The following is a 21326-nucleotide window of genomic DNA, read 5'->3' as shown; positions in this document are numbered from 1 at the left end:
TTAGCAATAGAAGAAAATAGGGAAATATGGTATAATGAAACGATAGATTTTTGAATAGGAATAAGAACATGTTTGGATTTTTTAAGAAAGATAAAGCTGTAGAAGTCGAGGTTCCAACACAGGTTCCTGCTCATATTGGCATCATCATGGATGGGAATGGTCGTTGGGCAAAAAAACGGATGCAACCACGTGTTTTTGGTCATAAGGCAGGGATGGAAGCCCTCCAAAAGGTAACCAAGGCAGCTAACAAGATGGGAGTTAAGGTCATCACGGTTTATGCCTTTTCAACGGAAAATTGGACGCGTCCAGATCAAGAAGTCAAGTTTATCATGAACTTGCCCGTTGAGTTTTATGACAACTACGTCCCTGAATTGCACGCAAATAACGTTAAGATTCAGATGATTGGGGAGACAGACCGTTTGCCTAAGCCTACTTTTGAAGCTTTGAAAAAAGCAGAGGAGTTGACCCAGAACAATACGGGCTTGATTCTCAATTTTGCGCTCAATTATGGTGGTCGTGCTGAAATTACGCAGGCTCTTAAGGGGTTGGCTCAAGATGTTTTAGATGCTAAAATCAACCCTGGTGATATCACAGAAGATATGATTGGGGACTATCTTTTCACGCAACACCTGCCAAAGGATTTGCGAGATCCGGACTTGATTATCCGCACGAGTGGCGAGTTGCGTTTGAGTAATTTTTTGCCATGGCAAGCAGCCTATAGCGAGCTTTATTTTACGGATACCTTGTGGCCTGATTTTGATGAAGCATCTTTGAAGGAGGCTATTACGGCCTATAATCGTCGCAATCGCCGTTTTGGAGGAGTTTAGGAGAAGATATGACCAAGGATTTACAAAAGAGAACATTGTTTGCGGTATTGGCCCTGGCTATTTTCCTTCCAGTCTTGTTTGTGGGAGGACTCTTGTTGCAGATAGGGATTGGCTTGTTAGCCATGCTGGCTGTTCATGAACTCTTGCAGATGAAAGGGCTAAATACCATGACCATTGAGGGGACTTTGACTCTCTTTGCGACCTTTGCCCTCACAATTCCTTTAGAAAACTATCTGACATTCCTACCAGTTGATGGGAATGTGGTTGCCTACAGTGTTTTGATTACAATTATGCTGGGGACGACCGTTTTCAGTAAAAACTATACGATTGAAGATGCCGCATTTCCAATTGCTGTGAGTTTTTATGTTGGTTTTGGCTTCAATGCCTTACTAGATGCTCGGGTGGCAGGTTTTGACAAGGTACTTTTGGCCCTTTTTATCGTTTGGGCGACAGATAGTGCTGCCTACCTGACAGGGATGAATTTTGGTAAACATAAATTGGCGCCGAGAGTTTCTCCTAATAAGAGTATTGAGGGCTTTGTCGGTGGTATTCTAGGTGCGGTACTGATAACGGTAATCTTCATGTTAGTGGACAGCACAGTTGCTCTTCCTTATGGGATTTATAGAATGAGTCTCTTTGCTGCCTTCTTCAGTGTGGCAGGTCAGTTTGGTGACTTGATTGAGAGTGCCATGAAACGCCATTTCGGTGTCAAGGATTCAGGAAAATTTATCCCGGGGCATGGTGGTGTGTTGGATCGTTTTGACAGTATGCTAGTTGTCTTTCCTATCATGCACTTGTTTGGCCTGTTCTAAAGAAAGGAATATTGAATGATTGGATTGCTAACCTTTATCCTCGTTTTTGGGATTATCGTGGTGGTGCATGAGTTTGGACATTTTTATTTTGCCAAGAAATCAGGCATTTTAGTTCGTGAATTTGCTATTGGTATGGGTCCCAAGATTTTTGCCCATATTGGTAAGGATGGCACTGCTTATACCATTCGGATCCTTCCTTTAGGAGGGTATGTTCGTATGGCTGGTTGGGGCGATGATGCGACAGAAATCAAGACAGGAACCCCAGTCAGTTTAACACTTACTGATGATGGTAAGGTCAAACGGATCAACCTCTCAGGGAAGAAACTGGATCAAACGGCTCTTCCTATGCAGGTAACCCAGTTTGACTTTGAAGATAAGCTCTTTATCAAGGGTTTGGTCTTGGAAGAAGAAAAGACCTTTGCTGTGGATCACGATGCAACAGTTGTTGAGGCAGATGGTACCGAAGTACGCATCGCTCCTCTGGATGTACAGTACCAAAATGCTTCTATCTGGGGCAAGCTCATCACCAACTTTGCAGGTCCTATGAATAACTTTATCTTAGGTGTTGTTGTTTTTTGGATCTTGATCTTTTTGCAGGGTGGTGTTAGAGACACTCAAACTAATCTCTTTCATGTCATGCCAGAGGGAGCTTTGGCTAAGGTAGGCGTAGCTGAGACCGCCCAAATTACCAAGGTCGGCTCGCATGAGGTTAAGAATTGGCAAGACTTGACCCAGGCTGTGGAAGCAGATACCAAGGACAAGACAGCCCCGACCTTGGATGTGACCATTTCTGAAAATGGTAGCGAAAAACAAGTTACTGTGACTCCAGAAGAAAATCAAGGACGTTACATTCTTGGGGTTCAACCGGAAGTCAAGTCAGACCTCCTATCCATGTTTGTTGGTGGATTTACAACCGCTGCTGACTCAGGGCTCCGTATCCTTTCGGCTCTGAAAAACTTGATTTTCCATCCAGATTTGAACAAACTCGGTGGTCCCGTTGCTATTTTTAAGGCAAGTAGCGATGCTGCTAAAAATGGAATTGAGAATGTCCTTTACTTCCTAGCTATGATTTCCATCAATATCGGGATTTTTAACTTGATCCCTATCCCAGCTTTGGATGGTGGAAAGATTGTGCTCAATATCCTAGAGGCTATCCGCCGGAAACCCCTTAAACAAGAAATTGAAACCTATGTCACCATGGCTGGTGTAGTTATCATGGTTGCCTTGATGCTAGCTGTGACCTGGAATGACATTATGCGACTCTTCTTTTAGATAATCGAGGAATATTATGAAACAAAGTAAAATGCTAATCCCAACGCTTCGCGAAATGCCAAGTGATGCTCAAGTTATCAGCCATGCCCTTATGTTGCGTGCTGGTTATGTTCGTCAAGTTTCTGCCGGTGTTTATTCTTACCTACCACTTGCTAACCGTGTGATTGAAAAGGCTAAGAACATCATGCGCCAAGAGTTTGATAAGATTGGTGCGGTGGAGATGTTGGCTCCTGCCCTTCTCAGTGCCGATCTTTGGCGTGAATCAGGTCGTTATGAAACCTATGGTGAAGACCTTTATAAACTGAAAAACCGTGAAAAGTCGGACTTTATCCTAGGTCCGACACACGAAGAGACTTTTACAGCTATTGTTCGTGACTCTGTGAAATCTTACAAGCAATTGCCACTCAACCTTTACCAAATCCAACCGAAATACCGTGATGAAAAACGTCCACGTAACGGACTTCTCCGTACGCGTGAATTTATTATGAAAGACGGCTATAGTTTCCATGCTAATTACGATAGTTTGGATGTGACTTATGACGAGTACAAGGCGGCCTACGAACGAATTTTCACTCGTAGTGGTTTGGATTTCAAGGCTATCATCGGTGACGGTGGTGCCATGGGTGGTAAGGATAGCCAAGAATTTATGGCCATCACTCCTGCTCGTACAGACCTTGACCGCTGGGTTGTCTTGGACAAGTCAGTTGCCTCATTTGATGAAATTCCTGCAGAAGTGCAAGAAGAAATCAAGGCCGAATTGCTCAAATGGATGGTTTCTGGTGAAGACACCATTGCCTACTCAAGTGAGTCTAGCTATGCAGCTAACTTAGAAATGGCAACAAACGAGTACAAACCAAGCAACCGTGTCGTTGCGGAAGAAGAAGTGACTCGAGTGGAAACTCCAGGTGTTAAATCCATCGATGAAGTGGCAGCCTTTCTCAACGTGCCAGAAGAACAAACGATTAAAACACTCTTCTACATGGCAGATGGTGAGCTTGTTGCAGCCCTTCTAGTTGGAAATGACCAACTTAATGAAGTCAAGTTGAAAAACCACTTGGGTGCAGATTTCTTTGATGTTGCAAGCGAAGAAGAAGTGGCAACTGTTGTTCAAGCTGGCTTTGGTTCTCTTGGTCCAGTTGGTTTGCCAGAAAATGTCAAAATCATTGCTGACCGTAAGGTACAAGATGTTCGCAATGCTGTTGTTGGGGCTAACGAAGATGGCTACCACTTGACAGGTGTGAATCCAGGTCGCGACTTTACTGCAGAATACGTGGATATTCGCGAAGTTCGTGAGGGTGAAATTTCACCAGACGGACAAGGTGTTCTTAACTTTGCCCGTGGTATTGAGATCGGTCATATTTTCAAACTCGGAACTCGTTATTCAGCAAGTATGGGCGCAGATGTTTTGGACGAGAATGGTCGTGCTGTTCCAATCATCATGGGATGTTACGGTATCGGTGTTAGCCGTCTTCTCTCAGCAGTTATGGAACAACACGCTCGCCTCTTTGTCAACAAAACGCCAAAAGGTGAATACCGTTACGCTTGGGGAATCAACTTCCCTAAAGAATTGGCGCCATTTGATGTGCATTTGATTACTGTCAATGTTAAAGATGAAGAAGCGCAAGCCTTAACAGAAAAATTGGAATCCAACTTGATGGGAGCTGGTTACGAAGTATTGACAGATGACCGTAACGAACGTGTCGGAGTGAAGTTTAGCGATAGCGACTTGATTGGGTTGCCAATCCGTATCACTGTTGGGAAGAAAGCAGCTGACGGTATTGTAGAAGTTAAAATCAAAGCGACTGGTGACACGATCGAAGTTCATGCAGACAACTTGCTCGAAACCCTTGAAATCCTCGGCAAGAAATAAAAACTATAATCAGAAGAAAAACAAGGCAAAAATGTAACTAGTTTTTACCTTGTTTTTTCTATATAATGGGGAAAATGAGTAAACGAAGAGGTATAACAATGCTAAAATTTCCAAAGGATTTTGTTTGGGGTTCATCCACTTCTGGACCACAGACAGAAGGGCGAGTGCTTGGTGATGGTAAAGGAGATAATCTCTGGGATTATTGGTATCAGGTGGAGTCCAATCGCTACTACAATGGAATTGGACCTGACAAAACATCGACTTTTTACGAAAACTGGGAGAAGGATATTGAGCTTTTGGTAGAGACTGGCCATACAGCCTTCCGAACTTCTATCCAGTGGTCTCGTATTTTTCCACAGGGCCGTGGAGAGGTCAATCCTCAAGGGGTGTCTTTCTACCGTCAGGTATTTGAAGCCATTAAGGCTAAGGGAATCCGTCTTCTAGTCAATCTCTATCACTTTGACCTTCCTTTGGCCCTTCAAGAAGTTGGGGATGGTTGGGAAAATAAGGCAACCATCAAGGCTTATGAAGACTATGCTCGTTTTTGTTTTGAGACTTACGGAGACTTGGTGGATCAATGGATTACCTTTAACGAGCCCATCGTTCCTGTAGAATTTGGCTATTTTTACGATGCCCATTATCCACATAAGGTAGATGCAGAGGCAGCAGTTAAAGTAGCTTACCACACACAATTAGCCAGCAGTCGGGCGGTCAAGGCCTGTCATGAGATTTTGACTGATTCCAAGATTGGGATTGTCTTAAATTTGACACCGGCTTATCCACGTAGCCAGCATCCTGCTGATGTCAAGGCAGCTCGGATTGCGGACCTCTTTCAGGCCCAATCTTTCCTAGATCCGTCCGTTTTAGGAGCTTATCCAGAAGAATTAGTAGAAATCTTGTCTGAGCATGATTTGTTGCCAGATTCCACAGCTGAAGAGTTGGAGCTCATTCGCGAGAATACAGTTGATTTCCTTGGAGTCAATTACTACCAACCTTTGCGCGTTATGGCGCCGCGTTTTGCCAAGCATCCAGACAGTCCACTCTTGCCAGAACATTTTTATGAGCCTTATATTATGCCGGGCCGTAAAATCAATCCTCACCGCGGTTGGGAAATCTACGAGCAGGGGATTTATGATATCGCCCAAAATATCAAGGAAAACTATGGTAATATTGAGTGGATGTTGACAGAGAATGGCATGGGTGTTGAAGGTGAGGATAAATTCCGTGAGAATGGCATGATTCAGGACGACTATCGTATCGACTTTGTCAAAGGGCATCTTCGTGAACTCCACCGTGCGATTGAAGATGGGGCCAACTGTAAGGGCTACTTGATTTGGACCTTTATTGATTGTTGGTCATGGCTCAACAGCTATAAAAACCGCTATGGTCTGGTTGAGCTTGACTTGGAAACGCAAGAACGCCGCCTGAAGAAATCAGGCCACTGGTTCAAAGAGCTCAGCGACCATAATGGATTTTAAGAATAAAAGTGAGATGAAAATCATCTCACTTTTTAATATGTGACTACGAGTCAGTATAGTTTTATCTATTACAAGTATGATAAAATCTTTCCATCTAAGTCGCAAGGGAGATGGTACTAGTCATATATTTTCTTTAATTATGGTAAAATAGTAAGAGAATAATGTGAGGAAAATGAATGGCAAGTAAGTTTGAAATTTTAATGAATCAACTAGGAATCTCTGATCAATTGAGACGGGATCCTGCTCTTGTTGATGCCAGAATTGAGCGTGTTGTGGTTCACAAAATTAGTAAGGTATGGGAATTTTATTTTGTATTTTCTAAAATTTTGCCTATTGAAATCTTTCTGGAGTTAAAGAAAGGGCTTGGTGAAGAATTTTCTAAGACAGGGAATCGAGCTGTTTTCGAAATCAAGGTTCTCTCTCAAGAATTCTCTAATGAACTCTTACAAGCCTACTATAGAGAGGCTTTTTCTGAAGGTCCATGTGCAAGTCAAGGGTTTAAATCTCTTTACCAGAATTTAAACGTTCGTGCGGAGGGAAATCAACTCATTATTGAAGGTTCAGAGGCGATTGATAAGGAGCACTTTAAGAAGAATCATCTTCCTAATTTAGAAAAGCAACTTGAAAAATTTGGTTTCCCAGCCTTTGTTTGTCAAATAGAAAAGAATGATGCTCTTACACAGGAGCAGGAGGAGGCCTTCCATACGGAGAATGAACAAATCGTTCAGGCTGCCAACGAAGAAGCTTTACGAGCTATGGAGCAACTGGAACAAATGGCTCCTCCTCCAGTAGAAGAGAAGCCAGCCTTTGATTTTCAGGCTAAAAAGGCTATGGCCAAGCCTAAACTAGATAAGGCTGAGGTTACCCAGATGATTGACGTGACGACTGAGGAAAATCGTCTGGTCTTTGAAGGGGTCGTTTTTGATGTGGAGCATAAGGTGACCAGAACTGGTCGCGTTTTGATCAACTTTAAAATGACAGACTACACTTCAAGTTTTTCAATGCAAAAATGGGTTAAGAATGAAGAAGAAGCTCAGAAGTTTGACATCATTAAGAAGAATTCTTGGCTCCGAGTTCGTGGAAATGTGGAGATGAATAATTTCACACGCGATTTGACCATGAACGTGCAGGATGTGCAGGAAGTTGTTCACTATGAGCGGAAGGATTTGATGCCAGAAGGTGAGCGTCGGGTTGAGTTTCATGCTCATACCAACATGTCGACCATGGATGCTCTACCAGAGGTAGAGGAGATCGTTGCGACAGCTGCTAAGTGGGGGCACAAGGCGGTTGCCATCACCGACCATGGAAATGTTCAATCCTTCCCACATGGCTACAAGGCAGCTAAGAAAGCTGGAATCCAGCTGATCTATGGAATGGAAGCCAATATCGTGGAGGACCGTGTCCCTATCGTTTATAACGAAGTGGAGATGGACTTGTCAGAAGCGACCTACGTGGTCTTTGACGTTGAAACGACGGGACTTTCAGCTATCTATAATGACTTGATTCAGGTTGCGGCCTCTAAGATGTATAAGGGGAATGTTATTGCCGAATTTGATGAATTTATCAATCCTGGGCATCCCTTGTCAGCCTTTACTACTGAGTTAACAGGTATTACAGACGATCATGTCAAAAATGCCAAACCACTGGAACAAGTTTTGCAAGAATTCCAAGAATTTTGCAAGGATACAGTCTTAGTTGCTCACAATGCCACCTTTGACGTTGGCTTTATGAATGTCAACTATGAGCGTCATGGTCTGCCTAAGATTAGCCAGCCAGTTATCGATACGCTGGAGTTTGCTAGAAACCTCTATCCTGAGTATAAACGTCATGGTTTGGGGCCTTTGACCAAGCGTTTTGGTGTAGCACTGGAACACCACCACATGGCCAACTACGATGCGGAAGCTACTGGTCGTTTGCTTTTCATCTTTATCAAAGAGGTAGCAGAAAAACATGGTGTGACTGATCTGGCTAGACTTAACATTGATTTGATTAGTCCAGACTCTTATAAAAAAGCTCGGATCAAGCATGCGACGATTTATGTCAAGAATCAAGTTGGTTTAAAAAATATTTTTAAGCTGGTTTCTTTGTCTAACACCAAATATTTTGAAGGGGTGCCACGGATTCCGAGAACAGTTCTAGATGCCCATCGGGAGGGCTTGATTTTGGGGTCGGCTTGCTCCGAGGGCGAAGTTTTTGACGCAGTTGTTTCCCAAGGTGTGGATGCGGCGGTTGAGGTGGCCAAGTATTATGACTTTATCGAGGTCATGCCACCAGCTATCTATGCTCCCTTGATTGCTAAAGAGCAGGTCAAGGATATGGAGGAACTCCAGACTATTATCAAGAGTTTGATAGAAGTGGGAGACCGCCTTGGCAAGCCTGTTCTAGCTACGGGAAATGTCCACTATATCGAACCGGAAGAAGAGATTTACCGTGAAATTATTGTCCGTAGTTTGGGCCAGGGGGCTATGATTAACCGAACCATCGGTCATGGTGAACATGCCCAACCAGCACCGCTACCGAAGGCTCATTTTAGAACGACCAATGAAATGTTGGATGAGTTTGCTTTCTTGGGAGAAGATTTAGCACGCAAATTAGTCATTGAAAACACCAATGCCTTGGCAGATATCTTTGAACCTGTTGAGGTTGTTAAGGGTGACTTGTACACACCTTTCATTGACAAGGCGGAAGAAACGGTCGCCGAGCTGACCTATAAGAAAGCTTTTGAGATTTATGGAAATCCGCTGCCAGATATCGTTGATTTGCGGATTGAAAAAGAATTAACTTCCATTCTGGGGAATGGATTTGCCGTGATTTATCTGGCATCGCAGATGCTGGTGCAACGTTCCAATGAACGGGGCTATTTGGTGGGTTCTCGTGGATCTGTCGGTTCTAGTTTTGTTGCGACCATGATTGGGATTACGGAGGTTAACCCTCTCTCTCCTCATTATGTTTGTGGTCAGTGTCAGTATAGTGAGTTTATCACGGATGGTTCTTACGGTTCAGGGTTTGATATGCCCAATAAGGATTGTCCAAACTGTGGTCATAAACTTAGCAAAAATGGACAGGATATTCCTTTCGAGACCTTCCTTGGTTTTGATGGAGATAAAGTTCCCGATATTGACTTGAACTTTTCGGGAGAAGACCAGCCTAGCGCCCACTTGGATGTGCGTGATATCTTTGGTGAGGAATATGCCTTCCGTGCAGGAACGGTTGGTACGGTGGCTGCCAAGACTGCCTATGGATTTGTAAAGGGCTACGAGAGAGACTATGGGAAGTTTTATCGTGATGCAGAGGTGGAACGCCTTGCTCAAGGTGCAGCTGGTGTCAAGCGCACAACGGGACAACACCCGGGGGGAATTGTTGTTATTCCTAACTACATGGATGTTTACGACTTTACGCCTGTTCAGTATCCAGCAGATGACGTGACGGCTGAATGGCAGACGACTCACTTTAACTTCCACGATATCGATGAGAACGTCCTCAAACTTGATGTGCTGGGACATGATGATCCGACCATGATTCGGAAACTGCAGGACTTGTCTGGGATTGATCCTAATGAAATTCCTATGGATGATGAAGGCGTGATGGCCCTCTTTTCAGGAACTGATGTTCTTGGGGTGACTCCTGAGCAAATCGGTACACCGACGGGGATGCTGGGGATTCCAGAGTTTGGAACCAACTTTGTACGTGGGATGGTAGACGAGACGCATCCGACGACTTTTGCAGAGTTGCTTCAGCTCTCAGGTCTATCCCACGGTACCGATGTGTGGTTGGGAAATGCCCAGGATTTGATCAAGCAAGGGATTGCGGACCTATCAACCGTTATCGGTTGTCGGGACGACATCATGGTTTACCTCATGCATGCGGGTCTCGAACCTAAGATGGCCTTTACCATCATGGAACGGGTGCGTAAAGGTTTGTGGCTGAAGATTTCCGAAGAGGAGCGAAATGGCTACATCGAGGCTATGAAGGCTAATAAGGTACCAGAGTGGTATATCGAATCCTGTGGAAAAATCAAGTATATGTTCCCTAAGGCCCATGCGGCAGCCTACGTTATGATGGCCTTGCGTGTAGCCTACTTCAAGGTTCACCATCCGATTTATTATTACTGTGCTTACTTCTCTATCCGTGCCAAGGCCTTTGATATCAAGACCATGGGTGCCGGCTTGGATGCCATCAAGCGTAGAATGGAAGAGATCGCTGAAAAACGGAAGAATAATGAAGCCTCTAATGTGGAAATTGACCTCTATACAACTCTTGAGATTGTCAATGAAATGTGGGAACGTGGCTTTAAGTTTGGCAAGTTAGACCTCTATCGTAGTGATGCGACAGAGTTCCTCATCGATGGGGATACCCTCATTCCGCCATTTGTAGCAATGGATGGTCTGGGAGAGAACGTTGCCAAGCAGTTGGTACGAGCGCGTGAAGAGGGAGAATTCCTTTCCAAAACAGAACTACGCAAACGTGGTGGCCTCTCATCAACCTTGGTTGAAAAGATGGATGAAATGGGGATTCTGGGCAATATGCCAGAGGATAACCAGTTGAGTTTGTTTGATGAATTTTTCTAAAATATAGGAAGAGGTTTTTATGAAACTTACCATTTCCGCTCAGGATAAGCCAGCGCAAAAGGTGTTTGATTATCAGCTGGATCTTGACCCTGATACGATTTTGAGAATGACCGCTTTGATTTGCGGTACGGTGGCAACGGTTAGCTTGTTGTCCTTATTTAAAGAGAAATAACAAAAGAAAAGGAAGAATAGAATGGTTTTACCAAATTTTAAAGAAAATCTAGAAAAATATGCGAAATTGTTGGTTGCGAATGGAATTAACGTGCAACCTGGTCACACTTTGGCTCTTTCTATCGATGTGGAGCAACGTGAATTGGCGCATCTAATCGTGAAAGAAGCCTATGCCTTGGGTGCGCACGAAGTCATTGTTCAATGGGCGGATGACTTTATCAACCGCGAGAAATTCCTCCACGCGCCGATGGAGCGTTTGGACAATGTGCCAGAATACAAGATTGCTGAGATGAACTATCTCTTGGAGAATAAGGCTAGCCGTCTCGGTGTTCGTTCTTCTGACCCAGGTGCCTTGAACGGAGTGGATGCGGATAAGCTTTCAGCTTCCGCCAAAGCTATGGGACTTGCGATGAAGCCAATGCGCATCGCAACTCAATCCAACAAGGTTAGCTGGACTGTAGCAGCCGCTGCTGGACTTGAATGGGCTAAGAAAGTCTTTCCAAATGCTGCGAGCGATGAAGAAGCAGTTGATCTTCTTTGGGATCAAATCTTCAAAACTTGCCGTGTCTATGAAGAAGATCCAGTTAAGGCTTGGGAAGAACATGCAGCCATTCTTAAGAGTAAGGCAGAAATGCTTAATAAAGAGCAATTTTCAGCCCTTCACTACACAGCGCCAGGGACAGATTTGACACTTGGCTTGCCTAAGAATCACGTTTGGGAATCAGCTGGCGCTATCAATGCACAGGGAGAAGGATTCTTGCCAAATATGCCGACAGAAGAAGTCTTTACGGCTCCTGACTTCCGTCGTGCAGATGGCTATGTAACCTCTACAAAACCACTTAGCTATAACGGAAATATCATCGAAGGGATTAAAGTAACCTTCAAGGATGGTCAAATCGTAGACATTACTGCTGAAAAGGGTGATCAGGTCATGAAAGATCTTGTCTTTGAAAATGTGGGTGCGCGTGCCTTGGGTGAATGTGCCTTGGTACCAGATCCAAGCCCAATTTCTCAGTCAGGCATTACCTTCTTCAACACCCTTTTCGATGAGAATGCTTCAAATCACTTGGCTATCGGTGCAGCCTATGCGACCAGCGTTGTTGGTGGAGCGGAAATGAGCGAAGAGGAGCTTGAAGCTGCAGGGCTTAACCGTTCAGATGTTCACGTGGACTTTATGATTGGTTCGAATCAAATGGATATCGATGGTATCCGTGAGGATGGAACACGCGTACCACTCTTCCGCAATGGAGATTGGGCAATTTAAGGAGAAGCTATGCTTGGAAGTATGTTTGTTGGTCTCCTAGTGGGACTCTTGGCAGGTGCTTTAACCAATCGCGGAGAAAGCATGGGATGCTTTGGGAAAATGTTTCTCGGCTGGATTGGTGCTTCTTTGGGGCACCTGCTCTTTGGAACTTGGGGTCCAAACCTAGCGGGGATAGCTGTTGTTCCAGCTGTTTTAGGTGCTATGGTTGTCTTAGCTATTTTCTGGAGACGAGGAAGTTAATTTCTTAAATCTGATACTCAATGAAAATCAAAGAGCAAACTAGGAAACTAGCCGCAGGCTGCTCAAAGCACTGCTTTGCGGTTGTAGATAGAACTGACGAAGTCAGCTCAAAACACTGTTTTGAGGTTGCAGATGGACGTTGACGCGGTTTGAAGAGATTTTTGAAGAGTATGAAAAGAAAAGGAGGTTGGTCATTGTACCAGCCTACTTTTGAGTATGATATAATAGTTTTATGAGATTAGATAAATTTTTAGTTGCCTGTGCTGTAGGGAGTCGAACAGAGGTCAAAAACTTGCTCAAGGCTGGGCGCGTGACGGTAAATGGTAAAAAAGAGAAATCAGCTAAACTGCAAATTGATGAAGAAAGAGATGAGATTCGCTTTGATGGCCAAGTGCTGGAGTATGAAGAGTTTGTCTACTATATGATGAACAAGCCCCAAGGAGTCATTTCAGCAACTGAAGATCCTAAGCATAGAACGGTTCTAGACTTGTTAGATGATTATGCTCGTGCCAAGGAAGTTTTTCCTGTCGGTCGTTTAGATATTGATACCCATGGTCTTTTGCTTTTGACTAATGATGGTCAGCTGGCCCATGCTCTTCTTTCACCAAAACGTCATGTGGATAAGACCTATTTGGCTCAAGTCGAGGGAATCATGAGCCAAGAAGACGTGGAGACATTTGCTAAGGGGATTCCGCTCAAGGACTTTACCTGCCAGCCAGCTAAACTGGAGTTTGTATCAGTAGATCCAGAAAAAAATCAAAGTCTGGTTCGTGTGACTATTGCTGAAGGGAAGTTTCATCAAGTCAAACGAATGGTGGCCTTCTGTGGCAAGGAAGTGGTGAACCTACAACGTTTGACGATGGGAACTTTAGTTTTGGATGAGAACTTAGAACGAGGAGAATGGCGTCGTTTGACCAAGGAGGAGTTAGAAAATCTCCTTGCTAGTATTGCTTAATTGGGTTTATGTTAGAAAAGGTGAGGAGAATGTCCTTGCCTTTTTCGTTTTTCAGTTGCTTCCTTTGTGAAAAGAGTTATAATAGACAGTAGAATAAAAGGAGGAATCTATGAACGCGATCCAAGAATCATTTACAGATAAATTATTTGCTAACTATGAAGCAAATGTCAAATACCAAGCGATTGAAAATGCTGCCAGCCATAACGGAATTTTTGCAGCCCTGGAACGTCGCCAAAGCCATGTAGACAATACACCTGTTTTCTCATTGGATTTGACCAAGGACAAGGTTACTAACCAGAAAGCGTCTGGTCGTTGCTGGATGTTTGCAGCTCTCAACACCTTCCGCCACAAACTCATCTCTCAATACAAACTGGAAAACTTTGAGTTGTCACAAGCCCACACATTCTTCTGGGACAAGTACGAGAAATCCAACTGGTTTTTGGAGCAAGTGATTGCGACTGCAGACCAAGAATTGACGAGCCGTAAGGTTAGCTTCCTACTCCAAACTCCACAACAAGACGGTGGACAGTGGGATATGGTCGTTGCCCTCTTTGAGAAATACGGTGTCGTTCCCAAGTCTGTTTATCCTGAGTCTGTTTCATCTAGCAGTAGCCGTGAGCTCAATGCCATCCTCAACAAATTGCTTCGTCAAGATGCTCAAATCTTGCGTGACTTGCTCGCTTCTGGTGCAGACCAAGCGACTGTTCAAGCTAAGAAAGAAGACCTCTTGCAAGAAATCTTTAACTTCCTTGCTATGTCACTAGGACTTCCACCACGTAAATTTGACTTTGCTTATCGCGATAAGGATGATAACTACCAAAGCGAAAAGGGTATCACGCCACAAGAGTTTTACAAGAAATATGTCGACCTTCCTCTAGAAGATTATGTTTCTGTTATCAATGCTCCAACTGCTGACAAGCCTTACGGCAAATCTTACACAGTTGAGATGTTAGGAAATGTGGTTGGTAGCCGTGCAGTTCGCTACATCAACGTTCCAATGGAGCGCTTGAAAGAATTGGCGATTGCCCAAATGCAAACAGGTGAGACTGTTTGGTTTGGTTCAGATGTCGGTCAGCTCAGCAATCGTAAAGCTGGAATCCTTGCGACAGATGTTTATGACTTTGAGTCAAGCATGGACATTCAACTCACTCAAGATAAAGCTGGACGTTTGGACTATAGTGAAAGCTTGATGACCCACGCTATGGTCTTGACAGGTGTGGACTTGGACGAAAATGGTAAGTCAACCAAGTGGAAGGTTGAAAACTCATGGGGAGACAAGGTCGGTACAGATGGTTACTTTGTTGCCTCAGACGCTTGGATGGATGAATACACTTACCAAATTGTTGTCCGTAAGGAATTGCTGACAGCAGAAGAACAAGCTGCTTATGAAGCAGAACCAATCGTACTTGCACCATGGGATCCAATGGGAGCCTTGGCAGAATAAAGCATAAAGAAAAGAGGTTAGGGAAATCCTAGCTTCTTTTTTAAGTCCTTCTTAAAGTGGGGATAGATGATGCTTGCCAAGGGAGTTCTTCTTATTTTGAGTATTTAAGTGACAGAGAAAAAGATATGTGTTACTATAGTAGTACAAAAGGATATCGGAGTAGAAATGAAGTATTTAAGCAGTCAAGACATCAAGGATCGTCAACGAAATATCAGCGACATTAAACCCTATAAAACAACCAAGGAAATCGTCGTTTCAAATATCTTTACCTTTTTTAATGCTATGAACTTGGCTCTGGCAGTTCTGGTAGCCACAACCTTGCGATTTGAAAATATGCTCTTTTTAGGTGTGATTGCTATCAATACAGCCATTGGGATTTTCCAAGAAGTGCGTTCAAAAAATGCCTTAGAAAAGCTGAGTTTGCTTGGTAAAAGTAAGTACAGAGTCAACCGAGATGGTCAAACGATTGAGGTTGCTCCAGAGGACATCGTACTGGGGGAATATCTGCATCTCAATCTGGGAGATCAGGTACCTGTCGATGCAGAAGTCCTTGAAGGGAATATTGAAGTTGATGAGTCCTTGCTGACTGGTGAGAGTGATTCAGTCTTTAAAACAGCAGGTGACAAGCTGATGAGCGGAAGCAATGTCGTTAGCGGTACTTGTCTGGTCACGGCGACGGCGGTCGGACCCGATAGTTATATCAACAAACTCGCAAAATCCAGCAAGGAATTCAAAAAATACCCTTCTCAACTACGCGATTACATGGATAAGATTTTAAAAATCGTCTCGATCTTGCTGGTGCCAGTTGCCATTCTGCTCTATGTCAGAGGTTTTAGTCTAGGACGGTCTTATGTTGAAATTGTTTTAGGAAGTTCAGGTGCCTTGGTCGGCATGATTCCAGAGGGTTTGATTCTCTTGGTTAGTGTGTCCCTAGCAGTAGCAGCCATGAAGCTGGCTAAAAAGAAGGTTCTGGTACAGGAGCTATACTGTGTAGAGACCTTGGCGCGAGTAGATATTCTTTGTTTTGATAAGACGGGAACTATCACGACGGGGAATATGAAGGTCCAAGAAATGGATGCTAATGTAGCAGAGAAACTATCTTCTTATTTGGCTTATTTCGAAGATGAAAATGCAACTTCCCGAGCTCTGAAGACTTACTTAACCTGTGAGAAAAAGTGGGAAGTTCAAGAAGTCGGTGCATTTTCAAGTAAAAATAAGTATTCCTTTGTCCAAGTAAAAGAGGGTGGGACCTATTTCTTCGGAGCCTATGAGTTTCTAGGCTTTACCCAGCCGATGGATGCCTACTATGAACATCTAAAACAGCAAGGTTTTCGAATCTTAACACTCGCTCATAGCAGGGACCAGATTACGAGTCCAGCTAATGTGGAACTACTAGGCCACGTCGTTTTGTCAGATGAGATTAAGGACAATACCAAGGAAACCTTTGACTATTTCGAATCTCAAGGTGTTGAAGTGAAGATTATCAGTGGTGATAATCATGTGGCTGTATATGGGGTGGCTCGTAAGGCAGGTTTTAAGGAAGAAGCCCGTGCGATTGATATGACCAAGGTGAGTGATGACGACTTTGAAAGAGTGGTCTTGGAACACGAAATATTTGGACGTGTGACACCTGAACAGAAGCAAAAGATGGTATCTATTTTGCAAAATGCTGGTAAAACAGTTGCCATGAGCGGTGACGGGGTCAATGATGTTCTGGCTCTCAAGAAAGCAGATATCAGCTTTGCCATGAAGGGGGCTACGAGTGCAGCCAAAAGTGTATCCAATATTGTTTTTCTCACTGATGACTTTGCAGTATTTTATGATATCTTGATGGAAGGACGCCGGGTCATCAATAACATCCAAAAGGTAGCCTCTCTTTTTCTAACAAAGACCTTCTTCTCCATCGTTTTTGCCATTTTGAGTGTGGTATTTGGTTTGGAATTTGCCTTTATCCCCATTCAGTTTACAATCATTTCAGCCATTACGATTGGGATTCCATCCTTCTTCCTGACTTTTGAGTCCAATAAAGAAAAGGTTAGCACTCACTTTATGAGAGATATCCTAACCAACGCGGCGATTGGTGGTGGCGTTCTGGTTGCTAGTGTTCTTTTGACCAATTTCTTTATCACTGTCCCAGGTCAGGTCAAATTTATTTGCTTCCTCCTTGCCCTGATCAATGGTCTGTGTCTAGTTGCCAAGGTCAGCTTGCCTTTTAATCGATACAAGATGCTTTTGCTCACGTTTTTGAGCCTTGCAGCCCTTGTTGGAGTGCTTGTCAATACCTTTATCCTGCAAGGAGCGTATGTGCCTTTAGAAACCACCCAAGTCGTCTATGTAGCCATCCTAGCAGTGGTGATTGGAGGCTTGCATTATCTGACTAGAAGAAAAAGTTGATACACAAAAAGAATCAGGTTTATTACCTGATTCTTTTTTATTTATATTCTCGATGGTTTACATGATACCGAAGAAACGAGCTGCGATACCAACTGCAAAGAGGGCAAGGATGATTGTGATTGGAGATACTTTTTTCTTAAGCAACCACATGCAAAGGAAAGTAAGGAGAAGTCCCATCAATCCTGGAATCAATGAGTCCAACTGACCTTGAAGCGTTTGTGGTTGAACTCTATCTAGGCTCATACCACTAAGCGCTTGACCAAGAATGCCCTTCAACTCAGCTCCTGTAACAGGACCTTCTGGGAAGTTGATGTAGGCACCTTCTGACAATTGTTTGCCTGGAAGGTTGATAGTGAAGTTGATGGATACCCAACGTTGTACAAGAACGGCAAGGATGAACATACCAAGGATAGAAGCACCTTTAGTGATGTCTTTCAAGATACCACCAGACATGTCTTTAGTGATCTCAGATCCAGCTTTGTAACCGAACTCTTGTGTATACCATAGGAAGGCCATACGGATAGCATTCCATCCAAAGAAGAAGAGAAGGGGACCAACAATGTTACCAGATGCAGCAAGTGATGCACCAAGGGCTCCAAGGATAGGACGAACTGTAAACCAGAATACTGGGTCACCGATACCAGCAAGAGGTCCCATCATACCGATTTTAACCCCTTGGATAGCCGCGTCATCGATTTCTACACCGTTAGCGCGCTCTTCTTCAAGTGCAAGAGTAACCCCCATGATAGGAGCAGCTACGTATGGGTGAGTGTTGAAGAACTCAAGGTGACGCTCAAGAGCGGCCGCTTGGTCTTCTTTTTTAGTGTATAATTTTTTGATAGCTGGGATTAATGAGTAAGCCCAACCCAAGTTTTGCATACGTTCGTAGTTCCAAGAACCTTGAAGGAATTGTGAACGCCACCAAACTTTTTGACGATCTGATTTTGATAATTGAATTTTTTCAGCCATGATTGTTCCCCTTTCTAGTAGTCTTCTAGGATATCACCGATTGGGTCGTTAGAAGTCGCAGCTCCGCCGCCACCGTTTCCACCTTGTTTTGTAAGGTTAAGGTAGATGAAGGCAAGGGCAACACCGATGACACCAAGGGCAATCAAAGTCAATTGAGAGATAGCTGCAAGAGCAAAACCGATAGCGAAGAATGGCCATACTTCACGAGTTGCCATCATGTTGATAACCATAGCGTAACCAACGGCAACGACCATAGCACCACCGACAGCCATACCACCGTTCAACCAGTCTGGCATCAAACCAAGAGCGTCTTGAACAGCAGAAGCTGGGATAGCGATAAGGAAGGCAGCAGGGATTGCAATACGAAGACCTTGAAGAAGAAGTGCAACAAAGTGAGCACGCTCAACAGCTGCAATGTTTCCGTCTTTAGCAGCAGCATCAGCTGAGTGAACTAAGGCAACTGAGATTGTACGAACAATCATTGTCAAGAAAAGTCCAGCTACAGCAAGAGGGATAGCTGTTGCCGTTGCAACGGCGATACCATCAGTAGTAAAGTTACCACCTTTGATCAAGATGATTGCTGCAGCAACAGATGCAAGAGCAGCGTCAGGAGCTACGGCAGCTCCGATGTTTGCCCAACCAAGGGCGATCATTTGAAGAGATCCACCAAGCATAACCCCTGCTTCGAGGTTACCAGTTGCAAGTCCGATAAGGGTACATGCGACGATTGGTTGATGGAATTGGAATTGGTCGAGGATACCTTCAAGACCTGCAAGGAAGGCAACAACTACAACCAAGATAGCAGAAATGATTGAAATATCTGACATGGTTTTATTCCTTTTCTATTTAGTTTTAATAAAGTATTTAATCCTGTTTTCAAAAATGATAGAAACAGATTAACATTATTGAACGTTTGCTTTCTTAATCAAGTCAAACAAATCTTTTTTCGTGTCGTTTGGTACTTTACGTACATCAAATTCAACACCGAGGTCACGCATTTTTTCAAATGTTGCAACATCATCTTTGTCCATAGACAAGACGTTATTGATCATTGTTTTACCTGTTGAGTGGGCCATAGAACCAACGTTAAGGGTCTTGATTGGTACGCCACCTTCGATGGCACGAAGGGCATCTTGAGGTGTTTCAAACAAGATAAGAGCATGTGTGTTACCAAAACGAGGATCTTTTGCAACCTCAATCAATTTTTTGATTGGGACAACGTTGGCTTTTACTCCGTTAGGAGCTGCTTGTTTGATCAATTCTTTACGCAATTCGTCGTTTGCAACGTTATCTGAAGCAACGATGATACGATCTGCTTTTGAATCTGGTGTCCAAGCAGTTGCGACTTGTCCGTGAAGAAGACGTGTGTCAAGACGGGCAAGATTGATTTTCAATTTACCGTCTCCGATAACAGTTCCTTCTGGAATAGCAGCTTGGGCAACTGGAGCAGCCGCAGCACTAGCCCCTTCCTCAACTGGGTTAAGCTCTTCTGGAAGAGCCTTGATGCCATCTTTGGCTTCTTTAATGATATTCGCAGCGACTTTATCCACACCTGCAGTAGCATCCATAAGGCGCTCAGTGTAGGCTTGGATCAACATCGGCAAGTTAAGCCCTGTGATGATGGCAAACTTACGCTCAGGATTTTCTCCCATCACGCGACTAGCTTGGTTGAATGGAGATCCACTCCAAAGGTCAGCCAATACTAGAACCTCATCTTCTGCGTCAAATGCAGCCACAGCGTTGTTGAATTTAGCGTAAAGATCATCTGGACCTTCATTTGGCATAAAGGTTACAACTTGAACCTTTTCTTGTTCACCAAAGATCATAGATCCTGACTGATGAATACCCGCAGCAAATTCGCCGTGGCTCGCAATAATGATTCCGATACTCATTATTGTCATTCCTCCTTTTAAAATGTTTGACTTATAGGTTTCCTAAAAAACCTCAGACGTACCTAGTATAAATCGTTTTCATATAAAAATCAACTACTTTTTCGAAAATTGTAAAAGTTTTCAATGGAAATAGGCTTACAAAATGTTAATATATAAATAATTTCAAAAAATATATGAAAATAGCAATAGAAAATTTAATATAAAAATACTGAAAATGAGTGACCTTTATGAAAATAGAATGAAAATAAAAAAGAAAAGATTGCAGAGCAGCAATCCTCCTTCTTATAGGAATAAATTTTGTAAAGCGTGGGCAACTCCGTCTTCTTCGTTTGTCAGAGGAAGTTGTTCGTCTGCATATGGAAGAAGAGCAGGATTGGCGTTTTTCATAGCATACCCCTTGCCTGCAAATGCCAACATTTCGGTGTCATTATGTTCATCACCAAAGGCGATTAAGTCTTTTTTATCACGATTCATCACATTGAGCAAGTACTCTAGAGCAAAGGCTTTGTTTACCCCCTTGGGTGTACATTCGAGGATGTTGAGAGGGCCACCCCAGGTATTGATAGCTAGTTGATGCTGATAAAAACGATTCATCTCATCTGCTAGCGCGTATTTATCATCGACTCTTGTTTGCAAGAGGATACAGTTAGGATCCTTGGTCACCAATTCAGATTTGAATTGATTTTCTGGTTGGAAATTTTCTACACCAAATAGTTTGGGATTGGCAATTTCTTCATTAGGAGCCGTGATATAAAATTTCTTGCGGTATTCTCCTGCAATAAAGTCAGCTTGGATATCCTCTTTGCGTTCGACCATATCTAAGAGGTATTTTTTGTCCAAGGTCAAGCACTTTTCATGCGCCCAAGCATGACCTGGCAGATGGGTAAGGGAACCATTGAAGTTGATCATAGGTGTGTGCAACTCTAGTTCCTGATAAAATTCTTTTGCCATACGGTAAGGGCGCCCAGTAGTGATGATGACATGGTGGCCTTTTTCAGCAATTCGTTTAATTGTGTTTCGAGTAAAATCTGAAATCTTACTCTCTGAGTTGAGCAGGGTTCCGTCCAAATCGACTGCGATAATTTTTTTAGTCATATAAACCTTCCTAGTACATTCCAGATAAGATGTCTACTATTATATCAAAAAGAAAGAAGAAAAACAGACTCAAAA

The 21326-nt window shown here is 43.5% G+C and carries 16 protein-coding genes; 12 read left to right on the top strand and 4 right to left on the bottom strand.

The window, feature by feature from the left end:
• Positions 1 to 68 precede the first annotated feature (68 nt).
• From ACVBD2_RS09435 to ACVBD2_RS09380, 12 genes are all read left to right on the top strand, one after another.
• Entirely contained in the window at positions 69 to 827 is a 759-nt protein-coding gene (locus tag ACVBD2_RS09435) for an isoprenyl transferase (protein ID WP_125415460.1), read from the top strand.
• A gap of 8 nt (positions 828 to 835) precedes the next feature.
• Positions 836 to 1639, top strand: coding sequence for a phosphatidate cytidylyltransferase (locus tag ACVBD2_RS09430; RefSeq protein WP_143989953.1), 804 nt, complete (start codon positions 836 to 838; stop codon positions 1637 to 1639).
• 15 nt (positions 1640 to 1654) lie between these two features.
• Complete coding sequence (rseP, locus tag ACVBD2_RS09425; RefSeq protein ID WP_143989952.1) at positions 1655 to 2911, top strand: RIP metalloprotease RseP; 1257 nt, start codon at positions 1655 to 1657, stop codon at positions 2909 to 2911.
• A gap of 16 nt (positions 2912 to 2927) precedes the next feature.
• The gene (locus ACVBD2_RS09420; protein WP_143989951.1) at positions 2928 to 4781 is read left to right on the top strand and encodes a proline--tRNA ligase; all 1854 of its coding nucleotides are present in this window, start codon (positions 2928 to 2930) and stop codon (positions 4779 to 4781) included.
• Between the two features lie 98 nt (positions 4782 to 4879).
• Positions 4880 to 6259, top strand: a complete 1380-nt coding sequence (locus tag ACVBD2_RS09415; protein ID WP_143989950.1) for a glycoside hydrolase family 1 protein — start codon at positions 4880 to 4882, stop codon at positions 6257 to 6259.
• Positions 6260 to 6435: 176 nt separating this feature from the next.
• On the top strand, positions 6436 to 10827 hold the full coding sequence (locus ACVBD2_RS09410) for a PolC-type DNA polymerase III (protein WP_461685680.1): 4392 nt from the start codon (positions 6436 to 6438) through the stop codon (positions 10825 to 10827).
• A 19-nt stretch (positions 10828 to 10846) separates the two neighbouring features.
• Positions 10847 to 10999, top strand: coding sequence for a hypothetical protein (locus ACVBD2_RS09405; protein WP_049477769.1), 153 nt, complete (start codon positions 10847 to 10849; stop codon positions 10997 to 10999).
• 21 nt (positions 11000 to 11020) lie between these two features.
• On the top strand, positions 11021 to 12262 hold the full coding sequence (locus ACVBD2_RS09400) for an aminopeptidase (RefSeq protein ID WP_268721186.1): 1242 nt from the start codon (positions 11021 to 11023) through the stop codon (positions 12260 to 12262).
• Positions 12263 to 12271: 9 nt separating this feature from the next.
• A complete protein-coding gene (locus ACVBD2_RS09395) occupies positions 12272 to 12502 on the top strand; it encodes a GlsB/YeaQ/YmgE family stress response membrane protein (RefSeq protein ID WP_084971872.1) in 231 nt (76 codons plus the stop codon).
• Between the two features lie 232 nt (positions 12503 to 12734).
• A complete protein-coding gene (locus ACVBD2_RS09390) occupies positions 12735 to 13457 on the top strand; it encodes a pseudouridine synthase (protein WP_461685679.1) in 723 nt (240 codons plus the stop codon).
• Between the two features lie 109 nt (positions 13458 to 13566).
• Entirely contained in the window at positions 13567 to 14901 is a 1335-nt protein-coding gene (gene pepC / locus ACVBD2_RS09385; protein ID WP_285301322.1) for an aminopeptidase C, read from the top strand.
• Positions 14902 to 15066: 165 nt separating this feature from the next.
• A complete protein-coding gene (locus ACVBD2_RS09380) occupies positions 15067 to 17295 on the top strand; it encodes an HAD-IC family P-type ATPase (RefSeq protein ID WP_461685678.1) in 2229 nt (742 codons plus the stop codon).
• Between the two features lie 57 nt (positions 17296 to 17352).
• On the opposite strand, the gene ACVBD2_RS09375 is transcribed toward ACVBD2_RS09380, so the two are convergent.
• The 4 genes from ACVBD2_RS09375 to ACVBD2_RS09360 all read right to left on the bottom strand — a co-directional run bounded on the left by ACVBD2_RS09375 (position 17353) and on the right by ACVBD2_RS09360 (position 21251).
• The gene (locus ACVBD2_RS09375; protein ID WP_000818313.1) at positions 17353 to 18264 is read right to left on the bottom strand and encodes a PTS system mannose/fructose/sorbose family transporter subunit IID; all 912 of its coding nucleotides are present in this window, start codon (positions 18262 to 18264) and stop codon (positions 17353 to 17355) included.
• A 14-nt stretch (positions 18265 to 18278) separates the two neighbouring features.
• A complete protein-coding gene (locus ACVBD2_RS09370) occupies positions 18279 to 19091 on the bottom strand; it encodes a PTS mannose/fructose/sorbose transporter subunit IIC (RefSeq protein WP_001280317.1) in 813 nt (270 codons plus the stop codon).
• A gap of 75 nt (positions 19092 to 19166) precedes the next feature.
• The gene (locus ACVBD2_RS09365) at positions 19167 to 20156 is read right to left on the bottom strand and encodes a PTS sugar transporter subunit IIB (RefSeq protein WP_000021989.1); all 990 of its coding nucleotides are present in this window, start codon (positions 20154 to 20156) and stop codon (positions 19167 to 19169) included.
• 282 nt (positions 20157 to 20438) lie between these two features.
• Positions 20439 to 21251 carry a Cof-type HAD-IIB family hydrolase gene (locus ACVBD2_RS09360; protein ID WP_461685677.1) on the bottom strand — a complete coding sequence of 271 codons (813 nt, stop codon included), beginning with the start codon at positions 21249 to 21251 and terminating at the stop codon, positions 20439 to 20441.
• Between the last annotated feature and the right edge of the window lie 75 nt (positions 21252 to 21326).

The organism is Streptococcus sp. KHUD_018 (assembly GCF_054861215.1).
Note: the sequence above shows the minus strand (reverse complement) of the source record. Positions and strands in the feature narration are given on the sequence as shown.